Here is a 19619-nt window from a genome sequence, read left to right on the forward strand (position 1 = left end):
TCAGTGCTTGCCGATCAAGATGCGGTCCAGGCCATAGACTTTGTCAAGCAAGAGCATCAGCCCCAGGGTGACGAAGACAATCAGCGCCGATACCGCTGCCATCATCGGGTCCAGCGACTCGGTGGCGTACATGTACATGCGCACCGGCAAGGTCACCGTGCTGGGCGAGACCACAAAGATCGACATGGTCAGCTCGTCAAAGCTGTTGATAAAGGCCAGCAGCCAGCCGCCGGTGATGCCGGGCAGGATCATCGGCAGGGTAATGCGCTGGAACACCTTGGCGTTGCTGGCACCCAGCGAGTAGGCGGCCTGCTCGGCGCTGCGGTCAAAACCGATCAGCGCGGCCATCACCAGGCGCATGGTGTAGGGCATTACCACCAGCGCATGGGCAAAGATCAGCCAGCCAAAGCTGCCCTGGCCACCCACCAGCGAGAACATGCGCAGCATGGCCACCCCCAGCACCAGGTGGGGGATGATCAGCGGCGACAGGAACAGCGCCTGCAGCGCGCCACGGCCGGGGATCTCATAGCGCACCAGCGCAATCGCAGCGGGCACGGCCAGCGCCGTCGAGATGGAGGCGGCCGCCACCGCCAGGCCCAGGCTGTTCCAGAACGACTGGACAAAATCGGCATGGTGCAGCACCTGCTCAAACCAGCGCAGCGAGAAACTCGTGGTGGGCAGGGTCAGGGTTTCGGCCGGGGTGAAGGCCACCAGGCAGACAATCACCAAGGGCGCCAGCATGAAGATGATGACCAGCGCGTTGAAGATCAGGGCAATGGGTCCGTTTTTTTGCATGTCAGTTACCTCGCCTCTCAGCCCAGGGTCTTCTTGTAGCGGCCTTCAACCATGCGGTTCCAGCCCAGCATGATCACCAGGTTGGCGGCCAGCAGCACAAAGGCAATGGCAGCGCCCAACGGCCAGTTCAGCTCGTGCAGGTACTCGTCATAGATCAGGGTGGCAACCATCTTGACCCGGCGACCGCCCAGCAGGCCGGGAATCGCAAACGAGCTGGCCGCCAGGCCAAACACGATCAGGCTGCCCGAGAGAATGCCGGGCAGCACCTGGGGAAACACCACGCGGCGCAAGGTGGTGAAGTGCGAGGCACCCAGCGACAGCGAGGCGCTCTCAACCGAAGGGTCGAGCTTTTGCAGCGAGGTCCAGACGGGGATCACCATGAAGGGCAGCATCACATGCACCAGTGCAATGACGATGGCCGTCTCGTTGTAGAGCAGCTTGACCGGGCCGATGCCCACCAGGCGGAAGATATCGTTGATCAGGCCCTCGGGGCCCAGCAGCATGCTCCAGCCAAAGGCCCGCACCACCACCGAAATCAGCAGCGGCGCCAGGATGATCAGCAAGAAGATGGAGCGCCAGGGCGCGCGCATCTTGCTCAGGATGTAGGCCTCGGGCGCGCCGATGGCGATGCAGATCAGGGTGACCAGGCCCGAGATCCACAAGGTGCGCCAGAAGATCTCGTAGTAGTAGCTGTCGGTGACGATGTGCACATAGTGCTCAATCGTGAAGCTGCCGGCGACCGGACCGGTGTCCACGTTGTAGGCATTGAAGGACAGGATGGTGGTCAGCAGCAGCGGCACGGCCAGCATCACCGCAAACAGCAGCAGCGCCGGAGCGCTCATGGCCCAGGGGGCCCAGGTGCGGCGCTCGCTCATGCGGCCACCCCGTCACCGGCGATCAGGCGCACATTGCGGTCGGACCAGTCGATACCCACCTGGCTGCCCACCTGGTGGGGCGCCTCGCCATCGTTGGCCGCCGTCACGGTGATGCTGCCCAGCGGGCATTCCACCGTGTAGAGCCAGAGGTTGCCCAGGAAGAAGCGCTCGCGCACGGTGCCCTGGGTGCGGCCGGCCGAGGTGGCTGACAGCTGGATTTTCTCGGGCCGCAGGCCCAGCAGCAAGCGCGTGCCGTGGCTGGCCGCTGCGGCTGGCACATCCTGCACCGCCATCTGCACATCGCCCACATGGGCCAGCCATTGGTCGCCCTGGGCATGCACGGTGGCCTGCAGCAGGTTGGCCTTGCCGACGAAGGTGGAGATAAAGGCATTGTGCGGGTGCTCGTACACCGTGTGCGGCGTGTCCACCTGGGTGATACGGCCGGCCTCCATCACCACCACCCTGTCGCTGATCGACATGGCTTCGCTCTGGTCATGGGTGACCATGATGGTGGTCGTGCCCACCTTGCGCTGGATCTCGCGCAGCTCGAACTGCATCTCTTCGCGCAGTTTGGCATCCAGGTTGGACAGCGGCTCGTCGAGCAGCAGCACCGGCGGCTTGATGACCAGCGCCCGGGCCAGGGCCACGCGCTGGCGCTGGCCACCGGACAGCTCACGCGGGTAGCGGTCGGCGTAGGGGCCCAGGTGCACCAGGGCCAGCGCCTCGCTGGCACGCTCGCTGCGCTCGGGCTGCGCCACTTTGCGCATCTCCAGGCCAAACTCCACGTTCTCGCGCACCGTCATGTGCGGAAACAGCGCATAGGTCTGGAACACGATGCCCAGCCCCCGCGCATTGGCCTTGGCGTGGGTGATGTCCTTGCCGTCCAGCTCAATGCGGCCATCGGTCACATCCACAAAGCCGGCAATCATCTGCAAGCTGGTGGTCTTGCCGCAGCCCGAGGGGCCGAGTAAGGAGACGAACTCGCCCTTTTGCACTTCCAGGTTGAACTGGCTGACGACCCGGTTGGGGCCGTACTGTTTGGAGACGTTGTGGAGACGCAGAAAACTCATGGAAATCACCTCGGTGGCACGTGGTTGCGGGGCCCGTCAGCCATGGCGCCGGGATGGGCGACACTTGCAACTATTTGTCTATTTTCGGAATGTGGTTTGAATCCATACACGGTACAAACACTGATAATGGAAGATAAATTTGATTTATTCCGGTAAATGGAATAAAAATCGAATTCAATGCAAATTTATTCCGCCAAGCTATGACTACCGACACCCCGGACGACGCCAGCCACCAGCGCGGCACCTTGCACCGCAGCTTTTTGGTAATGCGCGCGCTCGCTGCGCACCAGACCGAGGGCGTGCGCGTAACCCACCTGGCCAAAGAGATCGGCCTGACCCAGGCCACTACGCACCGGCTGCTGCAGGGCCTGATCCAGGAAGGCATGGTGGAGCAGGACCAGGTGCACAAGCTCTACCGGCTGAGCCTGGATTTGTTCTCGCTGGCGGCCCAGGCCGGCGCGGTGAGCGATCTGCGCAGCCTGGCACGCCCGGTGCTGCTGCGCCTGTGCGCCAGCCTCAATGACACGGTGATCCTGATGGTGCGCTCGGGATTTGATGCGGTCTGTCTGGACCGTATCGAGGGCCAGTTCCCCATCCGCACCTTTACCGGCGATATCGGCGGGCGCGTTGCGCTGGGCGTGGGCCAGGGCTCGCTGGTGATTTTGGCCAACCTGCCCGAGGCCGAGCGCGAAGAAGTGCTGCGCTTTAACCTGCCGCGCATGCAGCACTACAACGTCTATGACGAGGTGTACATGCGCACCGAAATCGACAAGGCCCACCGCCAGGGCTATACCGCCAAGAACTCCGGCCTGCTCGAAGGCATGGCCGGCCTGGCCGTGCCGGTGTTTGACCGCAGCGGACAGGTGGTCGCCGCCCTGTCGATCGGCACGCACACCGCGCGCCTGAGCGATGAGCGCCTGCCCATCGTGCGCGACATGCTGCTGCGCGAGGCACGCGCGCTGAGCGCGCAGGTCAACCCCTTTGACCCGACCTTGCGCCACCCCATGCATGCGCTCTCCACCGGGGACCGCACCCGCTCGATGTAATCCGTTCGCCTTTCTTCCGCCTTCCCACCTTTCTAGCGCTACCGCCCCCCGCCATGGCCTCCAGCACCCCTTTGCACCTCATCATCAAAAGCGGCGGCAGCGCTGCGATCCCGGAATGGACGGCTTTGTTTGCCGAGTTCGCACCCCATGTGGTCGTGCATGACTGGCACACGCCGCCCGCAGACAGCAGCCTGGTGGACTTTGCGATGGTCTGGGAGCCCGACACGGGCGGGCTGGCGCGCTTTCCGCAGCTCAAGGCCATCTTCAGCTCGGCTGCAGGCGTGGACCATATCCTGGCCGACAGCCAGTTGCCCGCGCACACGCCCATCGTGCGTATGGTGACGGGCGAAACCCAGCAACGCATGGCAGAGTTCTGCCTGATGGCCACCTTGATGCTGCAGAAAAACATACCCCGCGCCCTGGCCCAGCACCGCCAGCAGCAGTGGATCGAGTTCAACCCGCCGTTTGTGGCCAGCGAGCTGCGCGTGGGCATTCTGGGCCTGGGCACCTTGGGAGCCGCTGCCGCGCAGATGCTGCGCGCCGTGGGCTACAAGGTGCAGGGCTGGTCACAAACGCGCAAGCAGATCGACGGGGTGACCAGCTACTGCGGCCAGGCCGAGCTACCCACGTTTTTGCGCAGCAGCCAGGTGCTCATCTGCCTGTTGCCCGATACGCCGTCGACGCGGGGCATTCTGAATGCCGCACTGTTTGCCCAGCTGCCAGCCGGTGCCCAGCTGGTCAACGCCGGCCGGGGCAGCCAGCTGAACAGCACCGATCTGGTCGCAGCGCTGGACAGCGGGCAGCTGGGCGGCGCGCTCTTGGATGTGACCGAGCCCGAGCCCTTGCCGGCCGATTCGCCGCTGTGGACGCACCCGCGCGTCATCCTCACGCCCCACATCGCCGCCAGCGCCAGCCGCCGCGCCAAGGCACGCCAGGTGGCCCTGTCGATGGCGCAGTGGCAGGCCGGGCAGGCGCTGGACAACTGCTTTGACCGGGTGCGCGGCTACTGATCCAAGCAGGTAAATGGGGACGGCCAAGCTGCCGAACGCCGGGCCGCTGCAAGGCCGCAGCCTGCGCCATATCCGAGTGTTTTGCGATGCCAAGCCCTTGGCCCCATCAGGGCCGCCCAATAGCCGCTAGGATGCGAGCCGCCCTCGTCTGCATCCCCTCCTCTCCATGTCCACCCCTTCTCTTGTGCCCAGCCAGCGCGCCACGCTGATTGGGCTTTCTGCCGTGCTCTGCTGGTCGGCCCTGGTGAGCCTGTTCCGCAGCGTTGCCGAGCACCTGGGCGCCATTGGCGGGGCTGCCTGCGTCTTCTCGCTCAGCGCCTTGCTGGTGACCTGGCGCTTTGGCCTGCCGCGCGCCGCGCAGCTCAAGGCCATGCACCCGGCCTATGTGCTGGGCTGCGGTCTGCTGTTTGTGCTCAATGAGATGGCCTTCTCGCTGTCCCTGGGCTGGGCCAGCCACCGGGGCCAGACCCTGGAGCTGGGCATGATCAACTACCTCTGGCCCAGCCTGACCCTGGTGATGGCCACGGTGCTGGGCCTGCAGCGCTTTCGCGCCGGCCTGGTGCCAGGGGTGCTGCTGTCGATGGCGGGCATTGTGCTGGTAGTCAAGGGCGACAACGCGCTGTCGCTGGCCAGCCTCTGGGCCAATGTGCAAAGCAACCCGCTGGCCTATGCGCTGGCCTTGTGCGCCGCCTGCCTTTGGCCTTGCTATTCGGTGGTCTCCAAGCGCTACACCCAGGGCGCCAATGCGCTGCCCGCCTTCCTCTGGGCCGTGGCCGCCGTGCTGTGGATCAAGTACGCACTCAGCCCCGAGCCGCCTTTGCATTTCTCAGCGCCGGCGTTGCTGCAGCTGGTATTGCTCAGCAGCCTCACCGCCTTGGGCTACAGCTGCTGGGACCATGGCCTGCGCGCTGGCAACCTGACGGTGATGGCCGTGGGCTCGTACTTCACGCCCGTGCTGTCGGCACTGGTGGGCACGGTCTGGCTGCAGGTGCAGCCTTCGTGGAGCTTTTGGCAAGGGGTGCTGCTGGTCACGCTGGGATCCTTGGTCTGCTGGTGGTACACCCGTAGCCCCACCGTGGCCGATGGCAAAAAGCTGGCCGGATAAAGGGGCAGCTGCCGCATGGATGCCGGTTTGGTATACACATGCAAACACCTAGGTAGCGCGCAGTGCCCCAAGCGGCCCGGCGCACTATAGTGGCTGGGTTGCCTTTCTCCATAGACTTCTCTGCGAACTGCCCATGGACTATTCCCGCCCCAACCATATCCCCACCTCCGCTGAGCAAGAGGCCGACAAGCGCCTGGAGCTGCGCGGCTTGATCGCGTTTGCGGTACTCACCGTGGTGGCCACCATCGCCGCCGCCTTGGTGTTTGGCAGCCACATCGCCTAAGGACACTCTGCAAAACTCCCTGCCGTGGTCTGAACGCGGGCTCGGGCGATCCGCTGCGTTGTCTTCCTTGTCAATAGCTACGGCTCGACTGCAAAAGACGCCTTGCGTCTCATCCCGTTCCGCGTCCATCCCGCTTGGCGAGGGTTATGCAGAGGATCCCTAAGCGCCGGCCCGCTCGCTGAGCGCGGTCTAGGGCGGCACCCCGGCGCCTTCATGGGGTCACGCCAGGCTGGCAGCATCGCCAGCAGGGCTGCCGGTTTCTCGCTAGCATGCGGGGCGCGCCTACTGCCCCTGCCCTTTCCCATGTCTTCTTCCCTGATGCCCCCCTCCCCCGTCCCTTCGCAACGGGCCACCTGGATTGGCCTGTCGGCCGTGCTGTGCTGGTCCACCTCGGTGGGCCTGTTCCGCAGCGTCGCCGAGCACCTGGGCCCCATTGGCGGGGCCGCTGCGGTGTTCACACTGGGGGCCTTGCTGGTAACTCTGCGCTTTGGCATGCCGCGCCTGGCCCAGCTGCGCGCCATGCACCCGGCCTACCTCTGGGGCTGCGGCCTGCTGTTTGTGCTCTATGAGATAGCGCTGTCGCTGTCGCTGGGCTTTGCCAGCAACCGGGGCCAGACCCTGGAGCTGGGGATGATCAACTACCTCTGGCCCAGCCTGACGATTGTGCTGGCCACCGCCTTTGGGCTGCAGCGCTTTCGCGCAGGTCTGGTGCCCGGGGTGCTGCTGGCCATGGCCGGCATTGTGCTGGTGCTCAAGGGCGACAGCGCCCTGTCCATCGCCAGCCTCTGGGCCAATGTGCTGAGCAACCCGCTCGCCTATGGCCTGGCGTTCTCGGCCGCCTGGCTCTGGCCTTGCTATTCAGTCCTGGCCAAGCGCTATGCGCATGGTGCCAATGCGCTGCCGGCCTTTCTCTGGGCCGTGGGCGCGGTGCTCTGGGTCAAATACGCGCTCAGCGATGAGTCGGCCATGCACTTTTCGCTGCCCGCGCTGCTGCAGCTGTGCATGCTCAGCGGGCTGACTGCTCTGGGCTACAGCTGCTGGGACCACGGCTTGCGCGCCGGCAACCTCACGGTGATGGCCGTGGGCTCCTACTTCACCCCCGTGCTGTCCGCGCTGGTGGGCACAGTCTGGCTGCAGGTCCAGCCATCGTGGAGCTTCTGGCAAGGGGTGGCGTTGGTAACGGCAGGATCGCTGATCTGCTGGTGGTGCACCCGGGGCAAATAGCCCCGCCTCCCGCCCGGTCAGCCTTTGCGGGCCGCCTCCAGCACCGCAATATCAATCTTGGTCATCCCCATCATGGCCTCGAACACCCGTTTGGCCGCTGCGCGGTCGGGGTCGGACATGGCAGCGGTCAGCATGCGGGGCGTGATTTGCCACGATATGCCCCAGCGGTCCTTGCACCAGCCGCAAGCACTTTCCTGCCCGCCATGGCCGACGATGGCGTTCCACAGGCGATCGGTCTCTGCCTGGTCATCGGTGGCGATCTGGAAGGAAAAGGATTCGTTGTGCTGAAAATGGGGCCCGCCGTTGAGCCCAATGCAGGCGATGCCCGCCACAGTGAACTCCACCACCAGCACATCGCCTTGCTTGCCATCGGGGTAGTCGCCCGGCGCGCGGTGCACGGCGCCCAGCTTGCTGTCGGGGAAGGTCTGGGCATAGAACTGCGCGGCATCGAGCGCATCACCCTGGTACCACAGGCATACGGTATTTTTCGCGGTCATCGTCGGTCTCCTGCTTGCACAGACGACTAGCCTAGCGCCTGACAGCGGGCCTGCGGGTAGGACAGCGCTGCACAGCGGTGCGCAGCCCCGCTGTTGGCGGACAGCCCTCAGCCGCCGCTGCGCCTTTTCTCGCGCAGCATGAACAGGTACAGGCCCTCGACCTTTTCACGTGCCCAGGGCGTTTTGCGCAAAAACCGCAGGCTGGAGTTGATGCTCGGATCCAGGCAAAAGCAACGCACCGGAATGCGCTCGCCCAGCTCTTCCCAGCCAAAGTACGCGACCAGCTCGTTCAAGATGCCCTCCAAGGTCAGGCCATGGAGGGGGTTGTTGGGCTGTTCGGCAGTACTCATGGGCGCCATTGTCGCCCAGCAGGGGCGCAGTGTGCGGGGCTGGGTCTTTGGCTCCTAGCAGCAGGCGGCAGGCACTTGTGGCCGGCTAATCCTCGTCCGCGCCGCGCAGCACTTTGCGCACGACATCGCCGCCAAAGCCGCGACCGGCCAGAAAACGCATCTGCTTGGCCCGCTCTAGTGGGCTCTCGGGCGGTGTGCCAAAGCGGCGCTGCCAGACCGCGCGGGCACGCTGCAGCTCGGTGCTGCGCAGGCGCTCGCGGGCATCGGCTACCAGTTCGGCATCCACCCCTTTGTGGCGCAATTCCTGCAGCACGCGGTTGGCACCGTAGCGGGCGGCCTTGGTGTGGAGCACGCTGTCCACAAAGCGCTCGGCGCTGATAAAGCCCTTGGCTTCCAGCTCATCGAGCACGGCAGGCAGGTCCTCGCCTTCTTCCACATGGGGGCCGAGCTTGGTCAGCAGCTCGGCGCGCGAATGCTCGCGCTGCGCCAAGTAGCGCAGCGCCCGGCCTTTGAGGGAGAGTTTGCTAAACGACATGGATCCAGATTGCTATAAAACAAATAGCTGCTTGCGCACATCGTCTGTGCACAAGCAGCTATTTCAGACCTCGCGCTTAAAGGCGATCAGCCTTCCGTGCCGGTCGCGGCCGGGCCTTCCACCACACCGTCCTCGGCGGGGCGCAGGCTGATGTTCAGGCTCTCACGCACCTTGTTCTCGATCTCGATGGCGAGGTCCGGGTTCTCACGCAGGAACTCCCGCGAGTTGTCACGGCCCTGGCCGATCTTCTCGCCGTTGTAGGCATACCAGGCGCCGCTTTTCTCGATGATGCGGGCAGTGACGCCCATGTCCAGGATTTCGCCTTCACGCGAGATGCCTTCGCCAAACAGAATGTCGAACTCGGCGGTCTTGAACGGGGGCGAGACCTTGTTCTTGACCACCTTGACCTTGGTCTCGTTGCCGATGGCCTCATCGCCGCGCTTGATGGTGCCGGTGCGGCGAATATCGAGGCGCACGGAGGCGTAGAACTTCAGCGCATTGCCGCCGGTGGTGGTTTCAGGGCTGCCGAACATCACGCCGATCTTCATGCGGATCTGGTTGATGAAGATGACCATGCAATTGGCCTTCTTGATCGTGGCGGTGAGCTTGCGCAGCGCCTGGCTCATCAGACGGGCCTGCAGGCCGGGCAGTTGGTCGCCCATCTCGCCTTCGATTTCGGCCTTGGGGGTGAGGGCGGCCACCGAATCGATGACGATCAGGTCCACTGCGCCGGAGCGCACCAAGCTGTCGACGATTTCCAGCGCTTGCTCACCGGTATCGGGCTGGCTGATCAGGATATCGCCCAGGTTCACGCCCAGCTTTTGGGCATAGCTGGTGTCCAGCGCATGTTCCGCATCGATGAAGGCGCAGGTGCCGCCGAGCTTTTGCATCTCGGCAATCACCTGCAGGGTCAAGGTGGTCTTGCCCGAGGATTCAGGGCCGTAGATCTCGATGACCCGGCCGCGTGGCAAGCCGCCCACGCCCAGCGCAATGTCCAAGCCCAGCGAGCCGGTCGACACCACCTGGATGTCCGAGATCGCTTCGCCTTCGCCAAGCTTCATGATGGTGCCCTTGCCGAACTGCTTTTCGATCTGGGCCAGTGCGGCGGCCAGGGCCTTGGCTTTTTCGCTGTTGGATTCGGGCTTGGTGGCGGTGGCGTTCATGGATTTCTCCTTGCGTTTAATGGTCATGTCTTCGATCTGGAGATCCAACTGTTTGCATATACAGCCTGGATGCTTGAACAGTAGTTTATGGGATGGGTATATTTTATAGAAGCATTTTTTTAGTCAGTTTACTTGACTATATGCACAATAGCGACTCTGCACTTTTTCAGCTGCCGGAGCCCCTCTGACCATGCCCATTCTTCTGCCCCATTTGCCCGACGACAGCTGGCGCCTGACCCATCTGGGCCGCTTGCTGGGCCACGCGATGCGCCGTTTTGATGCCCGGGTGCTGCAGCTGATGGCCCAGGATGAGGCCGTGCCGCTGGCGCTGTCGCACCTGGCCGAGCGCGACCAGGTCAGCGCCGCGCATATCCACATCACCCGGCACCTGTCGCTGGCCGGCGACCGCCTGGTGGACCTGGCTGCGCGCGCGGGCATGAGCAAGCAGGCCATGGCCCAACTGGTGGACCAGTGCGAGGCCTGGAACCTGGTGACCCGCGAGCCCGACCCGCGCGATGCCCGCGCCCGCACGGTGCGCTTTACCGATACCGGCCTGCTGTGGCTGCAGGCGTTTGAGCGTGCGGTGACGCAGGCCGAGGCCGAGTTCCGCATGGAGGTCGGCGAGCAAGTCGCCACCGTGGTCAAGCTGGGGCTGGAGGTGTATGGGGCGGACAGCTGAACGGGTGGCGCTCAGGCTCGGGCTTGCTCAGCTGCGCTTGCGTTCGAATTTGTAGAAGAGGTTGGGCTCGGACACCACATAGATGTTGCCGGCCGGGTCCATGGTCAGCCCTTCGGGCTGTGGAATCGTGTTTTTCAGCCCGCTCATGTCGGCCCACAGCGGCATCACGCTGAGCAAGTCACCGGCACGGCTGTACTCGTACAGCACCGATGACTCTTCGCCCAGCAGCAGCAGGTTGCCGCTGCGCGGATCCACCTCAACGGCGGCCAGGTCCGTGCTGGACAATCCTTCCAGCGCACGCACATCCCAGCCGCTTACCTTGGCATCAACCATACCCGGCTTGGCCTTGGAGAGCGGTACATCCACCATCAGCACCTGCATGGGCCATTTCTCGGTCACGGCCACCAGTTGCTGCCGTTCGCGGTCCCAGCCCAGGCCTTCAACTGCAAAATTTTTAATGGAGATATCTCCCAGCTGAATGTAGGGGCTGCCCTGCAGGGAGACCTCGCGCACGTCTGGGCCAAACTCCACCCAGTGGATGCGGTTGCTGCGCTCGTCGGCAATCGCAAACCAATCGCCCTCGATATGGGCGATGCCTTCGGTGTCATCGGCACCCAGCAAAGGCGCCAGGCGCAGCAAACGGCCATCGGTGCTCAGCTCGGCAATCTGGGGCGGCCGGTTGGTCACGGCAAACAGGGTCTGGGTCTTGGTACTGAAGGTCAAACCCGAGAGGTTGTCAGCAATACCGGCAACGGGCTTGGCCTCGATGCTGACCCGGTAGTGGGGCAATACCCCCGCAGGCTCCCCCGCGACTGCGGAGGGCGAGGCATGGGCATGCCAGGGCAGTGCCACGATATGCGGCCATTGCAGATACAAAGCGGCCAACACTGCCAAGACCACCACCATCGCCGCCAGGCGCCGCTGCCGCAGCGACGCGCGCCATTTCTCCCGTAACGGGGACCCTGCTTTCATGACCACCTTGCTGCTCCAACATCTCCACCAACTGCGGGCCTGTTGCCCGTATACCCAGGTCAGGACGAGGCGCCATCGTAAGTGAGCTACACCAACGCTTGATGACATCTCCACAAGCTTTACATCGTTGCAACAACCGGCAAGGCACTTCGAGGAAGTGTATCTGCCGCCGCCCCTTCATCACTTGGATCTATCCCAGTGCGACCATCAGGGTCATGGGCTGACCTAGAATCATTGGCAGCATCCAAATCACGACTACAACACCGATAGGAGACCGCATGCGAATACTGATTGCAGAAGACGACCAAGTGCTGGCCGATGGCCTGCTGCGCAGTCTCCGTAACTCCGGCGCCGTGGTGGACCATGTCGCCAGCGGCAGCGAAGCCGATGCCGCCTTGATGGCCAACAACGCCTTTGACCTGCTGATCCTGGATCTGGGCCTGCCCCGCATGCATGGCCTGGAGGTGCTCAAGAAGCTGCGCGCCCGAGGCTCGGCCATTCCGGTGCTGATCCTGACCGCCGCCGAGAGTGTGGACGACCGCGTGCAGGGCCTCGATCTGGGTGCCGACGACTACATGGCCAAGCCCTTTGCGCTGTCCGAGCTGGAAGCCCGCGTGCGAGCCCTCACCCGCCGGGGCGTGGGCATGAGCACCAGCCTGATCCAACACGGCCCGCTGGCCTACGACCAGGCCGGGCGCGTGGCCACGTTTGATGGCCGCATGCTGGAGCTGTCGGCCCGCGAGTTGGGCCTGCTGGAGGTGCTGCTACAGCGCTCGGGGCGCCTGGTCAGCAAGGACCAGCTGGTCGAGCGCCTGTGCGAATGGGGCGAGGAGGTCAGCACCAATGCCATCGAGGTCTACATCCACCGTCTGCGCAAGAAGATAGAAAAGGGCCCCATCCGCATTGCCACCGTGCGCGGCCTGGGTTACTGCCTGGAGAAAATCCAGCCACCCGCACCCCACTGAGCCCCAGCCAGCCACCCACCCGGCCGCAGTGGGGCGATGACCGCCCCCGGCCCCCATCCACGCAAGGACAGCCTTGGCCCTGTTTCGCAGCGAGCAGCGTTCTTTGTTCGGTGAGATCCTCGATTGGATGCTCACGCCGCTGCTGCTTTTGTGGCCCGTATCACTGGCGCTGACCTGGCTGGTGGCCCAGGACCTGGCCAACAAGCCCTTTGACCGCGCGCTCGAGTACAACGCCCATGCACTCGCCCAGCTCGTCGGTGTGCAAGGCGGCAAAACCTACTTCAACCTGCCCCAGCCCGCCAGCGAGATCCTGCGCGCCGACGACGCTGACACCGTTTACTACCAGGTGACCACGCCGGCCGGCATATTTCTTGCCGGTGAATCGGCGCTGCCGCTGCCAGGCAAGGACCTGGAGCGCAGCATCGGCATCGTGCAGTTGCGCGATAGCGAGCTGCGCGGCATGGATGTGCGCATTGCCTGGATCTGGGTGCAGCTGTCCCTGCCCGAGCCCAATCTGGCGCTGATCCAGGTGGCAGAGACCCGCGAAAAGCGCAGTGTGCTGGCGACAGAAATCATCAAGGGGGTCATGCTGCCGCAGTTTGTCATCCTGCCGCTGGCGGTGCTGCTGGTCTGGCTGGCACTGGCGCGCGGCATCAAGCCGCTGCACCTGTTGGAAGAGCGCATCCGCGCGCGCAAGTCCGAGGACCTCTCGCCCATCCACCACAAGGATGTGCCACTGGAAGTGGTGCCCCTGGTGGACTCCGTCAATGGTTTGCTGGAGCGCCTCAACCACTCGCTGGCCACCCAAAAGCGCTTTCTGGCCGATGCCGCGCACCAGCTCAAGACGCCGCTGGCTGGCCTGCGCATGCAAGCCGAGATGGCCCAGCGCGCCGACGCCAAGGAGGACGACCTCAAGCTGTCCCTGCAGCAAATTGGCCGATCGAGCATGCGCGCCACGCACACCGTCAACCAGCTGCTGTCGCTGGCCCGTGCCGAGGGGCCCAGCGCGCTGTTGCAGCGCACGCCCTGCAACCTGGCAGAGATCGTGTTGGACGCCATGCATGACGGCATCGACCGGGCCCTGGCCAAGCACATCGACATGGGCTACGAAGGCATGCAGGTCGATGACCGCGAGGTCTGGGTCCATGGCAATGCCACCTTGCTGGGCGAGCTGGTGCGCAACCTGCTGGACAACGCCATCAACTACACGCCGTCCAGCGCCAGTGCGCCGGGCATCATCAATGTGCGCCTGATGGCCGACCGCTTTGGCCATGTGATCGTGCTGCAGGTCGAAAACTCCGGCCCCGGCATCCCCGAGGAAGAGCGCGAACGCATCTTCCAGCCGTTCTACCGCGTGCTGGGCAGCGAAGTGGATGGCTCCGGGCTGGGCCTGCCCATCGTGCAGGAGATCGCCCGCCAGCATGGCGCCAGCGTCACGCTGGACGATGCCCACCCGCGCCAGCCGCTGCGTGGCGTGGTATTCAGCGTCTGCTTTCCCACCACGCTGGCACCCCCCAGCTCCGACTGATCCGATCTGCGATCAGGAGCAGCTGCGCAGGTCCTTGCCGTCCATCACATGCCAGCTTTGCACGCGCTTTTTGGTAGCGGCATCGAGCTTGGGCAGCCGCAGGCTGTAGCTGACGGTCTCGGGCCGCTCGACCACCACCTTGGCACCGCCCACGCCTTTTTTGCCGATCGCGGCCAGATGGCGCTCGGCCGCCTCTTCGCTGGAAAAGCGCCCCAAAGAGATGCCGGGCTCCAGGCTGGCGACCCGCGCCCGGTCGGTGCTGACATCGAGTGCGCGCAGCTCATCGCGGCGCGTATCGAGCGCCTCCTGGCTGCTGAACTTGCCGACATAGACCATCCAGCGGCCGGCGCTGGTGCTGGAATCCAGCCGCCAGCTGCCCTCGGGCAATTTGGCCAGTTGCAGGCGCAGCGCATCGACCTGCTTGGCATCAAAGCTGCCAGCCACCAGGCATTCCTTTTTCTCGGGCTTCTCGGGTTTGTCTGCCGGTTTGTCCTGGGGCTTGTCTGCGGGTTTGGCGGCCAACTTGTCCGGCTCGGCTGTGGCCTTGGCCGGCGTCTCGGCCGGCTGCTCGGCAGCGGGGGCAGGCTCGGGCAGCGATGCGGCCTCGGCGGTGGCATTGCGCGCCTGCAGCTGTTGCGTGTCCTTGGCCTCTTTGGCTTCTTTCGCCTCCTGCGCGCTCAGAATGCGCAGCGCATCGGGCTTGACCTGTTGCTGCACCCGCTCGGGCTCGGAGGGGTTGTCCGGCGCCCATCCCAGGCTGCGCAGCATGCCTTGCGAGAACGCGTAGTAGCCTGCATTGGCCAGCAGCAGCAGCACGATGGCAAAACGAATCATCTGCTCTCCCTGTGTGTGTTCAAACAGCGCTGGCCTGGGGCCGCACGCTGATCTCCGAGCTGGTCACGTCGACCATACCCGCAGCGGTCAGCACGCGCAAAGCGCCATCGGCGGCCACGCCCTGGGCCAGGCCAGTGCTGCCGTCGCTCAAAGCCACTTCGCGGCCAGCCAGCGCATCGCGGGCAGCATAGGCCGCCTGCAGCGGTGCAAAGCCCTGGCGCGCAAAGGCCGCAATGGCGGCCACCAGCGGCGGCACCACGGCCTGCAAGGCCTGGGGCGCATCCCAGCGGCCGTCCAGCATCTGCAGGCTGCCGGGCACGGTCGACAGGCCCTGCGCATCCGGTGCGCGCACATTGATGCCAATGCCGATGACCACATAGCGCTCGGCCTGCTGCTGCCCATCGCCCGCATGGCTGCGGGCCGAGACAAAGCTGGCGGTCTCCACCAGGATGCCGGCGAGCTTGTGGTCGCCGGTGAGCCAGAGGTCATTGGGCCATTTGAGGCCAATGGCTGGGCTGCTGGAAGCGGGCAGTGGCAGCTGGGGCTGCAGGCTTTGCGCCACCGACAGGCCTACGGCCAGCGACAGGCCCGACCAGTCGGCCGGCGCCAACGGCAAGCCCAGCGACATCAGCAGCGAGTCGCCGACCTCGCTGCGCCAGGGCTTGCCCATGCGGCCGCGCCCTGCCGTCTGCTGCTCGGCCACCAGCAAGATGGGCTCTTGCCGACCCGCACGGGCGCGGCGCATCAGCTCGGTATTGGTGGAATCGATGCTGGGCAGCACCTCGATGGTGAAGCCTGGCAGCAGCGGCTCGACTGCCTCCCAAATGGCCTCTGCGGGCCAGCGAATGGGGGTATGCGGTGTATCGCTCATGCGCCCGCCTTGGCCTTGTGGCCCTTGCTCTTTTTGTCGGCCTTGGCTTTTTTGTCGCTCTTTTGCTTGTCTTTTCCCGCCTTGCCCAGGCCCTGGTCGCTCGCCTTGGTCTTTGGCTTTGCAGGCTTGTCGGCCTTGGCGGCCTTGTCGGCGGGAGCCGCCTTGGCCTTGCGCTTTTTGGGCAGCACCGGCTCGGGCAAATCCGATGCGGGCACCTTGGGCTTCCAGCCGCGCTTGGGCGCCAGCATCGTGCCCCGGCATTCGGCTGCGCCGCAGCGGCAGGCGTAGTCGGCCTTGAGCTTGGCGGTGTAGCGCTCTTCGATGATCAGGCCGTAGTCGTAGCCCAGCTCCTCACCGGCATGGATATTGCGCAGCGCGCTGATAAAGATGCGGTCGTCCACCTCTTCGGCAAAGCAGTTGGGCTCGCAGCTGTGGTTGATCCAGCGGGCCGAGTTACCGCCGTCGCCGCCGTCGATGACACGGTCGCCATCGATCTGGAAAAAGAAAGTGTGGTTCGGATGCGCCGGGTCATGCGGGTGGCGGCGCTGGCTTTCTTCGTAGCTGATGACCTTGCCCGCATATTCGACAATGACTTCGCCTTCTGCGATATCCTGCAACGCAAAAACGCCCCTGCCGTGCACGCCCGAACGCCGTACCTGGATACGACGACCTGTTGAAAAATGGGGAACATGGTTCGGCATGGGATTTTTTCTGCTACTTTAAAAAATAAGCACATGCGCATGTGCGCATGCGTACATGCAGGCGGCCGCGCACATGCGCGTAAAGCGTGCATTGTAAGAGCGTGCCCAAAGAGCCAGCAAACTACCGTGCTGGCAGACCCCAGTTTGATGAGAGTGAATCCATGTCCAAGACCCTGGTCATTGCAGAAAAGCCGTCCGTTGCACAAGACATCGTCCGTGCGCTGACGCCGGTGGCAGGCCAATTTGCCAAACACGACGACTACTTTGAAGCCGATACCTTCATCGTGACGAGCGCGGTGGGTCACCTTGTGGAGATCCAGGCGCCCGAAGAATTCGATGTCAAGCGTGGCAAGTGGAGCTTTGCGCATCTGCCGGTGATCCCGCCCTACTTTGAATTGAAGCCGGTCGACAAGACCAAGACGCGGCTGAACGCCGTCGTCAAGCTGGCCAAGCGCAAAGACGTGACCGCACTGATCAACGCCTGTGACGCGGGCCGCGAGGGCGAGCTGATCTTCCGCCTGATCGAGCAGTACGCCGGTGGCGCCAAGGGTGGCCTGGGCAAGCCGATCCAGCGCCTGTGGCTGCAGTCGATGACGCCCCAAGCCATCCGCGACGGCTTCAACAAACTGCGCTCGGATAACCAGATGCTGGGCCTGGCCGATGCCGCCCGCAGCCGCTCCGAAGCCGACTGGCTGGTGGGCATCAACGGCACGCGGGCGATGACCGCGTTCAACTCGCGCGACGGTGGCTTCTTCCTCACCACCGTGGGCCGGGTGCAGACGCCCACCCTGTCGCTGGTCGTCGAGCGCGAAGAAAAAATCCGCAAGTTCGTCAGCCGCAACTACTGGGAAATCCACGGCGAGTTCAACGCCCAGGCCGGCGCCTACCCGGCCAAGTGGTTCAACCCGGCCTGGAAGAAAAGCGAGGACGTAGAGGCCCGCGCCGACCGGGTCTGGAGCCAGCAAGAGGCCCAGGCCATTGCTGACGCCGTGCGCGGCAAAGCCGCCACCGTGACCGAAGAGTCCAGGCCCACCACCCAGGCATCGCCCCTGCTGTTTGACCTGACCAGCCTGCAGCGCGAGGCCAACAGCAAGTTCGGCTTCTCGGCCAAGACCACCTTGGCCCTGGCCCAGGCCCTGTATGAGCGCCACAAGGCGCTGACCTACCCGCGTACCGATTCGCGCGCGCTGCCCGAAGACTACCTGCCCGTGGCGCAGCAGACTTTCGAGATGCTGGCCCACAGCAATATGCAGCAGCTCGCGCCGTTTGCGCAGCAGGCCATTGGCTCCAATTACATCCGCGCCAACAAGCGCATTTTTGACAACAGCAAGGTCTCGGACCACTTTGCCATCATCCCGACCACGCAGGCGCCCGGTGCCTTGAGCGAGGCCGAGCACAAGCTCTACACCTTGGTGGTGCGCCGCTTCATGGCGGTGTTCTTCCCCAGCGCCGAGCACCAGGTCACCACGCGCGTCAGCCAGATCGACCAACACCACTTCAAGACCGAAGGCAAGGTGCTGGTCAAGCCCGGTTGGCTGGCCATCTACGGCAAGGAAGCGGCCCACGAAGTGGAAGACGCCAAGGAAGGCGACAAGGGCCAGAACCTGGTGCCGGTGCAGCCCGGCGAGAAGCCCACCGCTGACCCGGTGGACCCCAAGGGCCTGAAGACCAAGCCACCCGCCCGCTACTCGGAAGCGACCCTGCTGGGCGCGATGGAAAGTGCCGGCAAGCAGATCGACGACGAAGAGCTGCGCGAAGCCATGCAGGAAAAAGGCCTGGGCACGCCTGCCACGCGCGCGGCCATCATCGAAGGCCTGTTGACCGAAAAGTACATGCTGCGCGAAGGCCGCGAGCTGATCCCCACGGCCAAGGCCTTCCAGCTGATGACCTTGCTGCGCGGGCTGCAGGTGGAAGAACTCTCGCGCGCCGACCTGACTGGCGAGTGGGAGTACAAGCTCGCGCAGATGGAAAAGGGCCAGCTCTCGCGTGAAGCCTTCATGGCCGAGATCCAGACCATGACCGAGCGCCTGGTCAAAAAAGCCAAGGAATACGACCGCGACACCATCCCGGGTGACTACGCCACCTTGACGGCCCCCTGCCCCAACTGCGGCGGCGTGGTCAAGGAAAACTACCGCCGCTACACCTGCACGGGCGTGGGCGGCGCGGGTGAGGGCTGCGGCTTCTCGTTCACCAAATCGCCTGCGGGCCGCACCTTCGAGGCCGGCGAGGCCGACCAGCTGCTGCGCGAGCGCAAGATCGGCCCGCTCGATGGCTTCCGCTCCAAGGCCGGCTGGCCCTTTGCCGCCGAGGTGGCCATCGTGCGCGACGAGGACAACAACAACTACAAGTTCGAGTTCCTGTTCGACGACAACAAATCGGACGAGGAATCGGGCGAGCTGGTGGACTTTGGCAGCCAGAACACCCTGGGTGCCTGCCCCAAGTGCGGCGCGCCCGTGTTCGAGCACGGCGCCAACTATGTCTGCAGCAAGGCCGTGCCCACGGCCCAGCAAGCCACGCCCAGCTGCGATTTCAAGAGCGGCCAGATCATCTTGCAGCAGCCCATTGAGCGCGAGCAAATGGCCAAGTTGCTGGCCACCGGCAAGACCGACCTGCTCGACAAGTTTGTCTCCAACCGCACGCGCCGCAGCTTCAAGGCCTTCCTGGCCTGGGACAAGGAAGCCGGCAAGGTGAACTTCGAGTTCGAACCGCGCGACAGCAAGTTCCCGCCGCGCAAGGGCGCTGCGACAAAGACGGCGACCAAAACGGCTACCAAAACCGCCAGCAAGACCGGCGCCAAGGCCGTGAAGGCCACCAAGACGGCGACCAAAACCGCCACCAAAACAGCGACCAAGACGGCTGCTAAAACGCCGCGCAAAGTGGCAGCCACCTTGACCCCGAGCCCCGCGCTGGCCGCCGTGATTGGTGGCGAAGCCACCTCGCGCCCCGAGGTCATCAAAAAGCTCTGGGACTACATCAAGGCCAACGGCCTGCAAGACGCCAAGGACAAGCGCGCCATCAACGCCGATGCCAAACTGCAGCCGCTGTTTGGCAAGGACCAGATCAGCATGTTCGAGATCGCCGGCATCGTTGGCAAGCATGTGAGCTGATGCCTTGAT

20 protein-coding genes are annotated in these 19619 nt (G+C 64.4%); 9 read left to right on the plus strand and 11 right to left on the minus strand.

Going from position 1 to position 19619, the window contains the following annotated elements; all coding sequences use genetic code 11:
• Genes M2375_RS13350 through M2375_RS13360 form a run of 3 tightly spaced genes read right to left on the minus strand, consistent with a single transcriptional unit; the run spans position 1 to position 2740 of the window.
• Complete coding sequence (locus M2375_RS13350; protein ID WP_259167900.1) at positions 1-795, minus strand: ABC transporter permease; 795 nt, start codon at positions 793-795, stop codon at positions 1-3.
• 17 nt (positions 796-812) lie between these two features.
• On the minus strand, positions 813-1670 hold the full coding sequence (locus M2375_RS13355) for an ABC transporter permease (RefSeq protein WP_133856288.1): 858 nt from the start codon (positions 1668-1670) through the stop codon (positions 813-815).
• Positions 1667-2740, minus strand: a complete 1074-nt coding sequence (locus tag M2375_RS13360; RefSeq protein WP_259167908.1) for an ABC transporter ATP-binding protein — start codon at positions 2738-2740, stop codon at positions 1667-1669. Before M2375_RS13360 ends, M2375_RS13355 begins: the two co-directional genes overlap by 4 nt.
• A 200-nt stretch (positions 2741-2940) precedes the next feature.
• Here M2375_RS13360 and M2375_RS13365 point away from each other — a divergent pair, with 200 nt between their 5' ends.
• The 5 genes from M2375_RS13365 (at position 2941) to yddG (M2375_RS13385) (ending at position 7408) form a co-directional block, all read left to right on the plus strand.
• Entirely contained in the window at positions 2941-3786 is an 846-nt protein-coding gene (locus M2375_RS13365) for an IclR family transcriptional regulator (RefSeq protein ID WP_259167910.1), read from the plus strand.
• A gap of 53 nt (positions 3787-3839) precedes the next feature.
• On the plus strand, positions 3840-4796 hold the full coding sequence (locus M2375_RS13370; protein ID WP_259167914.1) for a glyoxylate/hydroxypyruvate reductase A: 957 nt from the start codon (positions 3840-3842) through the stop codon (positions 4794-4796).
• Between the two features lie 166 nt (positions 4797-4962).
• The gene (gene yddG, locus M2375_RS13375) at positions 4963-5901 is read left to right on the plus strand and encodes an aromatic amino acid DMT transporter YddG (RefSeq protein WP_259167915.1); all 939 of its coding nucleotides are present in this window, start codon (positions 4963-4965) and stop codon (positions 5899-5901) included.
• A gap of 133 nt (positions 5902-6034) precedes the next feature.
• A complete protein-coding gene (locus tag M2375_RS13380; RefSeq protein ID WP_259167917.1) occupies positions 6035-6184 on the plus strand; it encodes a hypothetical protein in 150 nt (49 codons plus the stop codon).
• 303 nt (positions 6185-6487) lie between these two features.
• Positions 6488-7408: an aromatic amino acid DMT transporter YddG gene (gene yddG / locus M2375_RS13385; protein WP_259167919.1), complete on the plus strand. Its 921-nt coding sequence runs from the start codon at positions 6488-6490 to the stop codon at positions 7406-7408.
• Positions 7409-7425: 17 nt separating this feature from the next.
• Here the strand turns inward: yddG (M2375_RS13385) and M2375_RS13390 are convergent, their stop codons facing one another.
• The 4 genes from M2375_RS13390 to recA form a co-directional block, all read right to left on the minus strand.
• The gene (locus M2375_RS13390) at positions 7426-7905 is read right to left on the minus strand and encodes a VOC family protein (protein ID WP_259167922.1); all 480 of its coding nucleotides are present in this window, start codon (positions 7903-7905) and stop codon (positions 7426-7428) included.
• Positions 7906-8012: 107 nt separating this feature from the next.
• The gene (locus tag M2375_RS13395; protein ID WP_182328106.1) at positions 8013-8264 is read right to left on the minus strand and encodes a VF530 family DNA-binding protein; all 252 of its coding nucleotides are present in this window, start codon (positions 8262-8264) and stop codon (positions 8013-8015) included.
• A 76-nt stretch (positions 8265-8340) separates the two neighbouring features.
• Positions 8341-8790, minus strand: a complete 450-nt coding sequence (gene recX, locus M2375_RS13400) for a recombination regulator RecX (RefSeq protein ID WP_259167928.1) — start codon at positions 8788-8790, stop codon at positions 8341-8343.
• A gap of 86 nt (positions 8791-8876) precedes the next feature.
• Complete coding sequence (recA, locus tag M2375_RS13405) at positions 8877-9953, minus strand: recombinase RecA (protein WP_259167931.1); 1077 nt, start codon at positions 9951-9953, stop codon at positions 8877-8879.
• 190 nt (positions 9954-10143) lie between these two features.
• Here recA and M2375_RS13410 point away from each other — a divergent pair, with 190 nt between their 5' ends.
• A complete protein-coding gene (locus tag M2375_RS13410) occupies positions 10144-10632 on the plus strand; it encodes a MarR family winged helix-turn-helix transcriptional regulator (protein WP_259167933.1) in 489 nt (162 codons plus the stop codon).
• A 27-nt stretch (positions 10633-10659) separates the two neighbouring features.
• On the opposite strand, the gene M2375_RS13415 is transcribed toward M2375_RS13410, so the two are convergent.
• Positions 10660-11604 carry an SdiA-regulated domain-containing protein gene (locus M2375_RS13415; protein ID WP_259167935.1) on the minus strand — a complete coding sequence of 315 codons (945 nt, stop codon included), beginning with the start codon at positions 11602-11604 and terminating at the stop codon, positions 10660-10662.
• Positions 11605-11882: 278 nt separating this feature from the next.
• On the opposite strand from M2375_RS13415, the gene M2375_RS13420 reads away from it, so the two are divergent.
• Both M2375_RS13420 and M2375_RS13425 read left to right on the plus strand, forming a co-directional pair.
• Entirely contained in the window at positions 11883-12569 is a 687-nt protein-coding gene (locus tag M2375_RS13420) for a response regulator transcription factor (protein WP_259167937.1), read from the plus strand.
• A 73-nt stretch (positions 12570-12642) separates the two neighbouring features.
• The gene (locus M2375_RS13425; protein ID WP_259167939.1) at positions 12643-14097 is read left to right on the plus strand and encodes a sensor histidine kinase; all 1455 of its coding nucleotides are present in this window, start codon (positions 12643-12645) and stop codon (positions 14095-14097) included.
• A gap of 12 nt (positions 14098-14109) precedes the next feature.
• Here M2375_RS13425 and M2375_RS13430 read toward each other — a convergent pair whose 3' ends face one another.
• Genes M2375_RS13430 through M2375_RS13440 form a run of 3 tightly spaced genes read right to left on the minus strand, consistent with a single transcriptional unit; the run spans position 14110 to position 16503 of the window.
• Positions 14110-14931 carry an SPOR domain-containing protein gene (locus tag M2375_RS13430; protein ID WP_259167940.1) on the minus strand — a complete coding sequence of 274 codons (822 nt, stop codon included), beginning with the start codon at positions 14929-14931 and terminating at the stop codon, positions 14110-14112.
• 19 nt (positions 14932-14950) lie between these two features.
• Positions 14951-15802: a biotin--[acetyl-CoA-carboxylase] ligase gene (locus M2375_RS13435; protein ID WP_259167942.1), complete on the minus strand. Its 852-nt coding sequence runs from the start codon at positions 15800-15802 to the stop codon at positions 14951-14953.
• Complete coding sequence (locus M2375_RS13440; protein ID WP_259167944.1) at positions 15799-16503, minus strand: SET domain-containing protein; 705 nt, start codon at positions 16501-16503, stop codon at positions 15799-15801. Before M2375_RS13440 ends, M2375_RS13435 begins: the two co-directional genes overlap by 4 nt.
• 161 nt (positions 16504-16664) lie before the next feature.
• Between M2375_RS13440 and M2375_RS13445 the strand changes: the two genes are divergently transcribed.
• Positions 16665-19610, plus strand: coding sequence for a DNA topoisomerase III (locus M2375_RS13445; RefSeq protein ID WP_259167947.1), 2946 nt, complete (start codon positions 16665-16667; stop codon positions 19608-19610).
• Positions 19611-19619 lie beyond the last annotated feature (9 nt).

Origin of the sequence: Comamonas sp. BIGb0152 (genome assembly GCF_024809975.1) — a bacterium.
Classification (GTDB): Bacteria; Pseudomonadota; Gammaproteobacteria; order Burkholderiales; family Burkholderiaceae_C; genus Comamonas.

What these genes read in the sequence shown, in the direction of transcription:
- M2375_RS13420 (WP_259167937.1), top strand. Translation starts at nt 11,883, where the DNA reads ATGCGAATACTGATTGCAGAAGACGACCAAGTGCTGGCCGATGGCCTG.
- M2375_RS13365 (WP_259167910.1), top strand. Translation starts at nt 2,941, where the DNA reads ATGACTACCGACACCCCGGACGACGCCAGCCACCAGCGCGGCACCTTG.
- M2375_RS13390 (WP_259167922.1), bottom strand. Translation starts at nt 7,905, where the DNA reads ATGACCGCGAAAAATACCGTATGCCTGTGGTACCAGGGTGATGCGCTC.
- M2375_RS13445 (WP_259167947.1), top strand. Translation starts at nt 16,665, where the DNA reads ATGTCCAAGACCCTGGTCATTGCAGAAAAGCCGTCCGTTGCACAAGAC.
- M2375_RS13355 (WP_133856288.1), bottom strand. Translation starts at nt 1,670, where the DNA reads ATGAGCGAGCGCCGCACCTGGGCCCCCTGGGCCATGAGCGCTCCGGCG.
- M2375_RS13395 (WP_182328106.1), bottom strand. Translation starts at nt 8,264, where the DNA reads ATGGCGCCCATGAGTACTGCCGAACAGCCCAACAACCCCCTCCATGGC.
- M2375_RS13430 (WP_259167940.1), bottom strand. Translation starts at nt 14,931, where the DNA reads ATGATTCGTTTTGCCATCGTGCTGCTGCTGCTGGCCAATGCAGGCTAC.
- recA (WP_259167931.1), bottom strand. Translation starts at nt 9,953, where the DNA reads ATGAACGCCACCGCCACCAAGCCCGAATCCAACAGCGAAAAAGCCAAG.
- recX (WP_259167928.1), bottom strand. Translation starts at nt 8,790, where the DNA reads ATGTCGTTTAGCAAACTCTCCCTCAAAGGCCGGGCGCTGCGCTACTTG.
- M2375_RS13380 (WP_259167917.1), top strand. Translation starts at nt 6,035, where the DNA reads ATGGACTATTCCCGCCCCAACCATATCCCCACCTCCGCTGAGCAAGAG.
- M2375_RS13360 (WP_259167908.1), bottom strand. Translation starts at nt 2,740, where the DNA reads ATGAGTTTTCTGCGTCTCCACAACGTCTCCAAACAGTACGGCCCCAAC.
- M2375_RS13440 (WP_259167944.1), bottom strand. Translation starts at nt 16,503, where the DNA reads ATGCCGAACCATGTTCCCCATTTTTCAACAGGTCGTCGTATCCAGGTA.
- yddG (WP_259167919.1), top strand. Translation starts at nt 6,488, where the DNA reads ATGTCTTCTTCCCTGATGCCCCCCTCCCCCGTCCCTTCGCAACGGGCC.
- M2375_RS13415 (WP_259167935.1), bottom strand. Translation starts at nt 11,604, where the DNA reads ATGAAAGCAGGGTCCCCGTTACGGGAGAAATGGCGCGCGTCGCTGCGG.
- M2375_RS13410 (WP_259167933.1), top strand. Translation starts at nt 10,144, where the DNA reads ATGCCCATTCTTCTGCCCCATTTGCCCGACGACAGCTGGCGCCTGACC.
- yddG (WP_259167915.1), top strand. Translation starts at nt 4,963, where the DNA reads ATGTCCACCCCTTCTCTTGTGCCCAGCCAGCGCGCCACGCTGATTGGG.
- M2375_RS13435 (WP_259167942.1), bottom strand. Translation starts at nt 15,802, where the DNA reads ATGAGCGATACACCGCATACCCCCATTCGCTGGCCCGCAGAGGCCATT.
- M2375_RS13350 (WP_259167900.1), bottom strand. Translation starts at nt 795, where the DNA reads ATGCAAAAAAACGGACCCATTGCCCTGATCTTCAACGCGCTGGTCATC.
- M2375_RS13370 (WP_259167914.1), top strand. Translation starts at nt 3,840, where the DNA reads ATGGCCTCCAGCACCCCTTTGCACCTCATCATCAAAAGCGGCGGCAGC.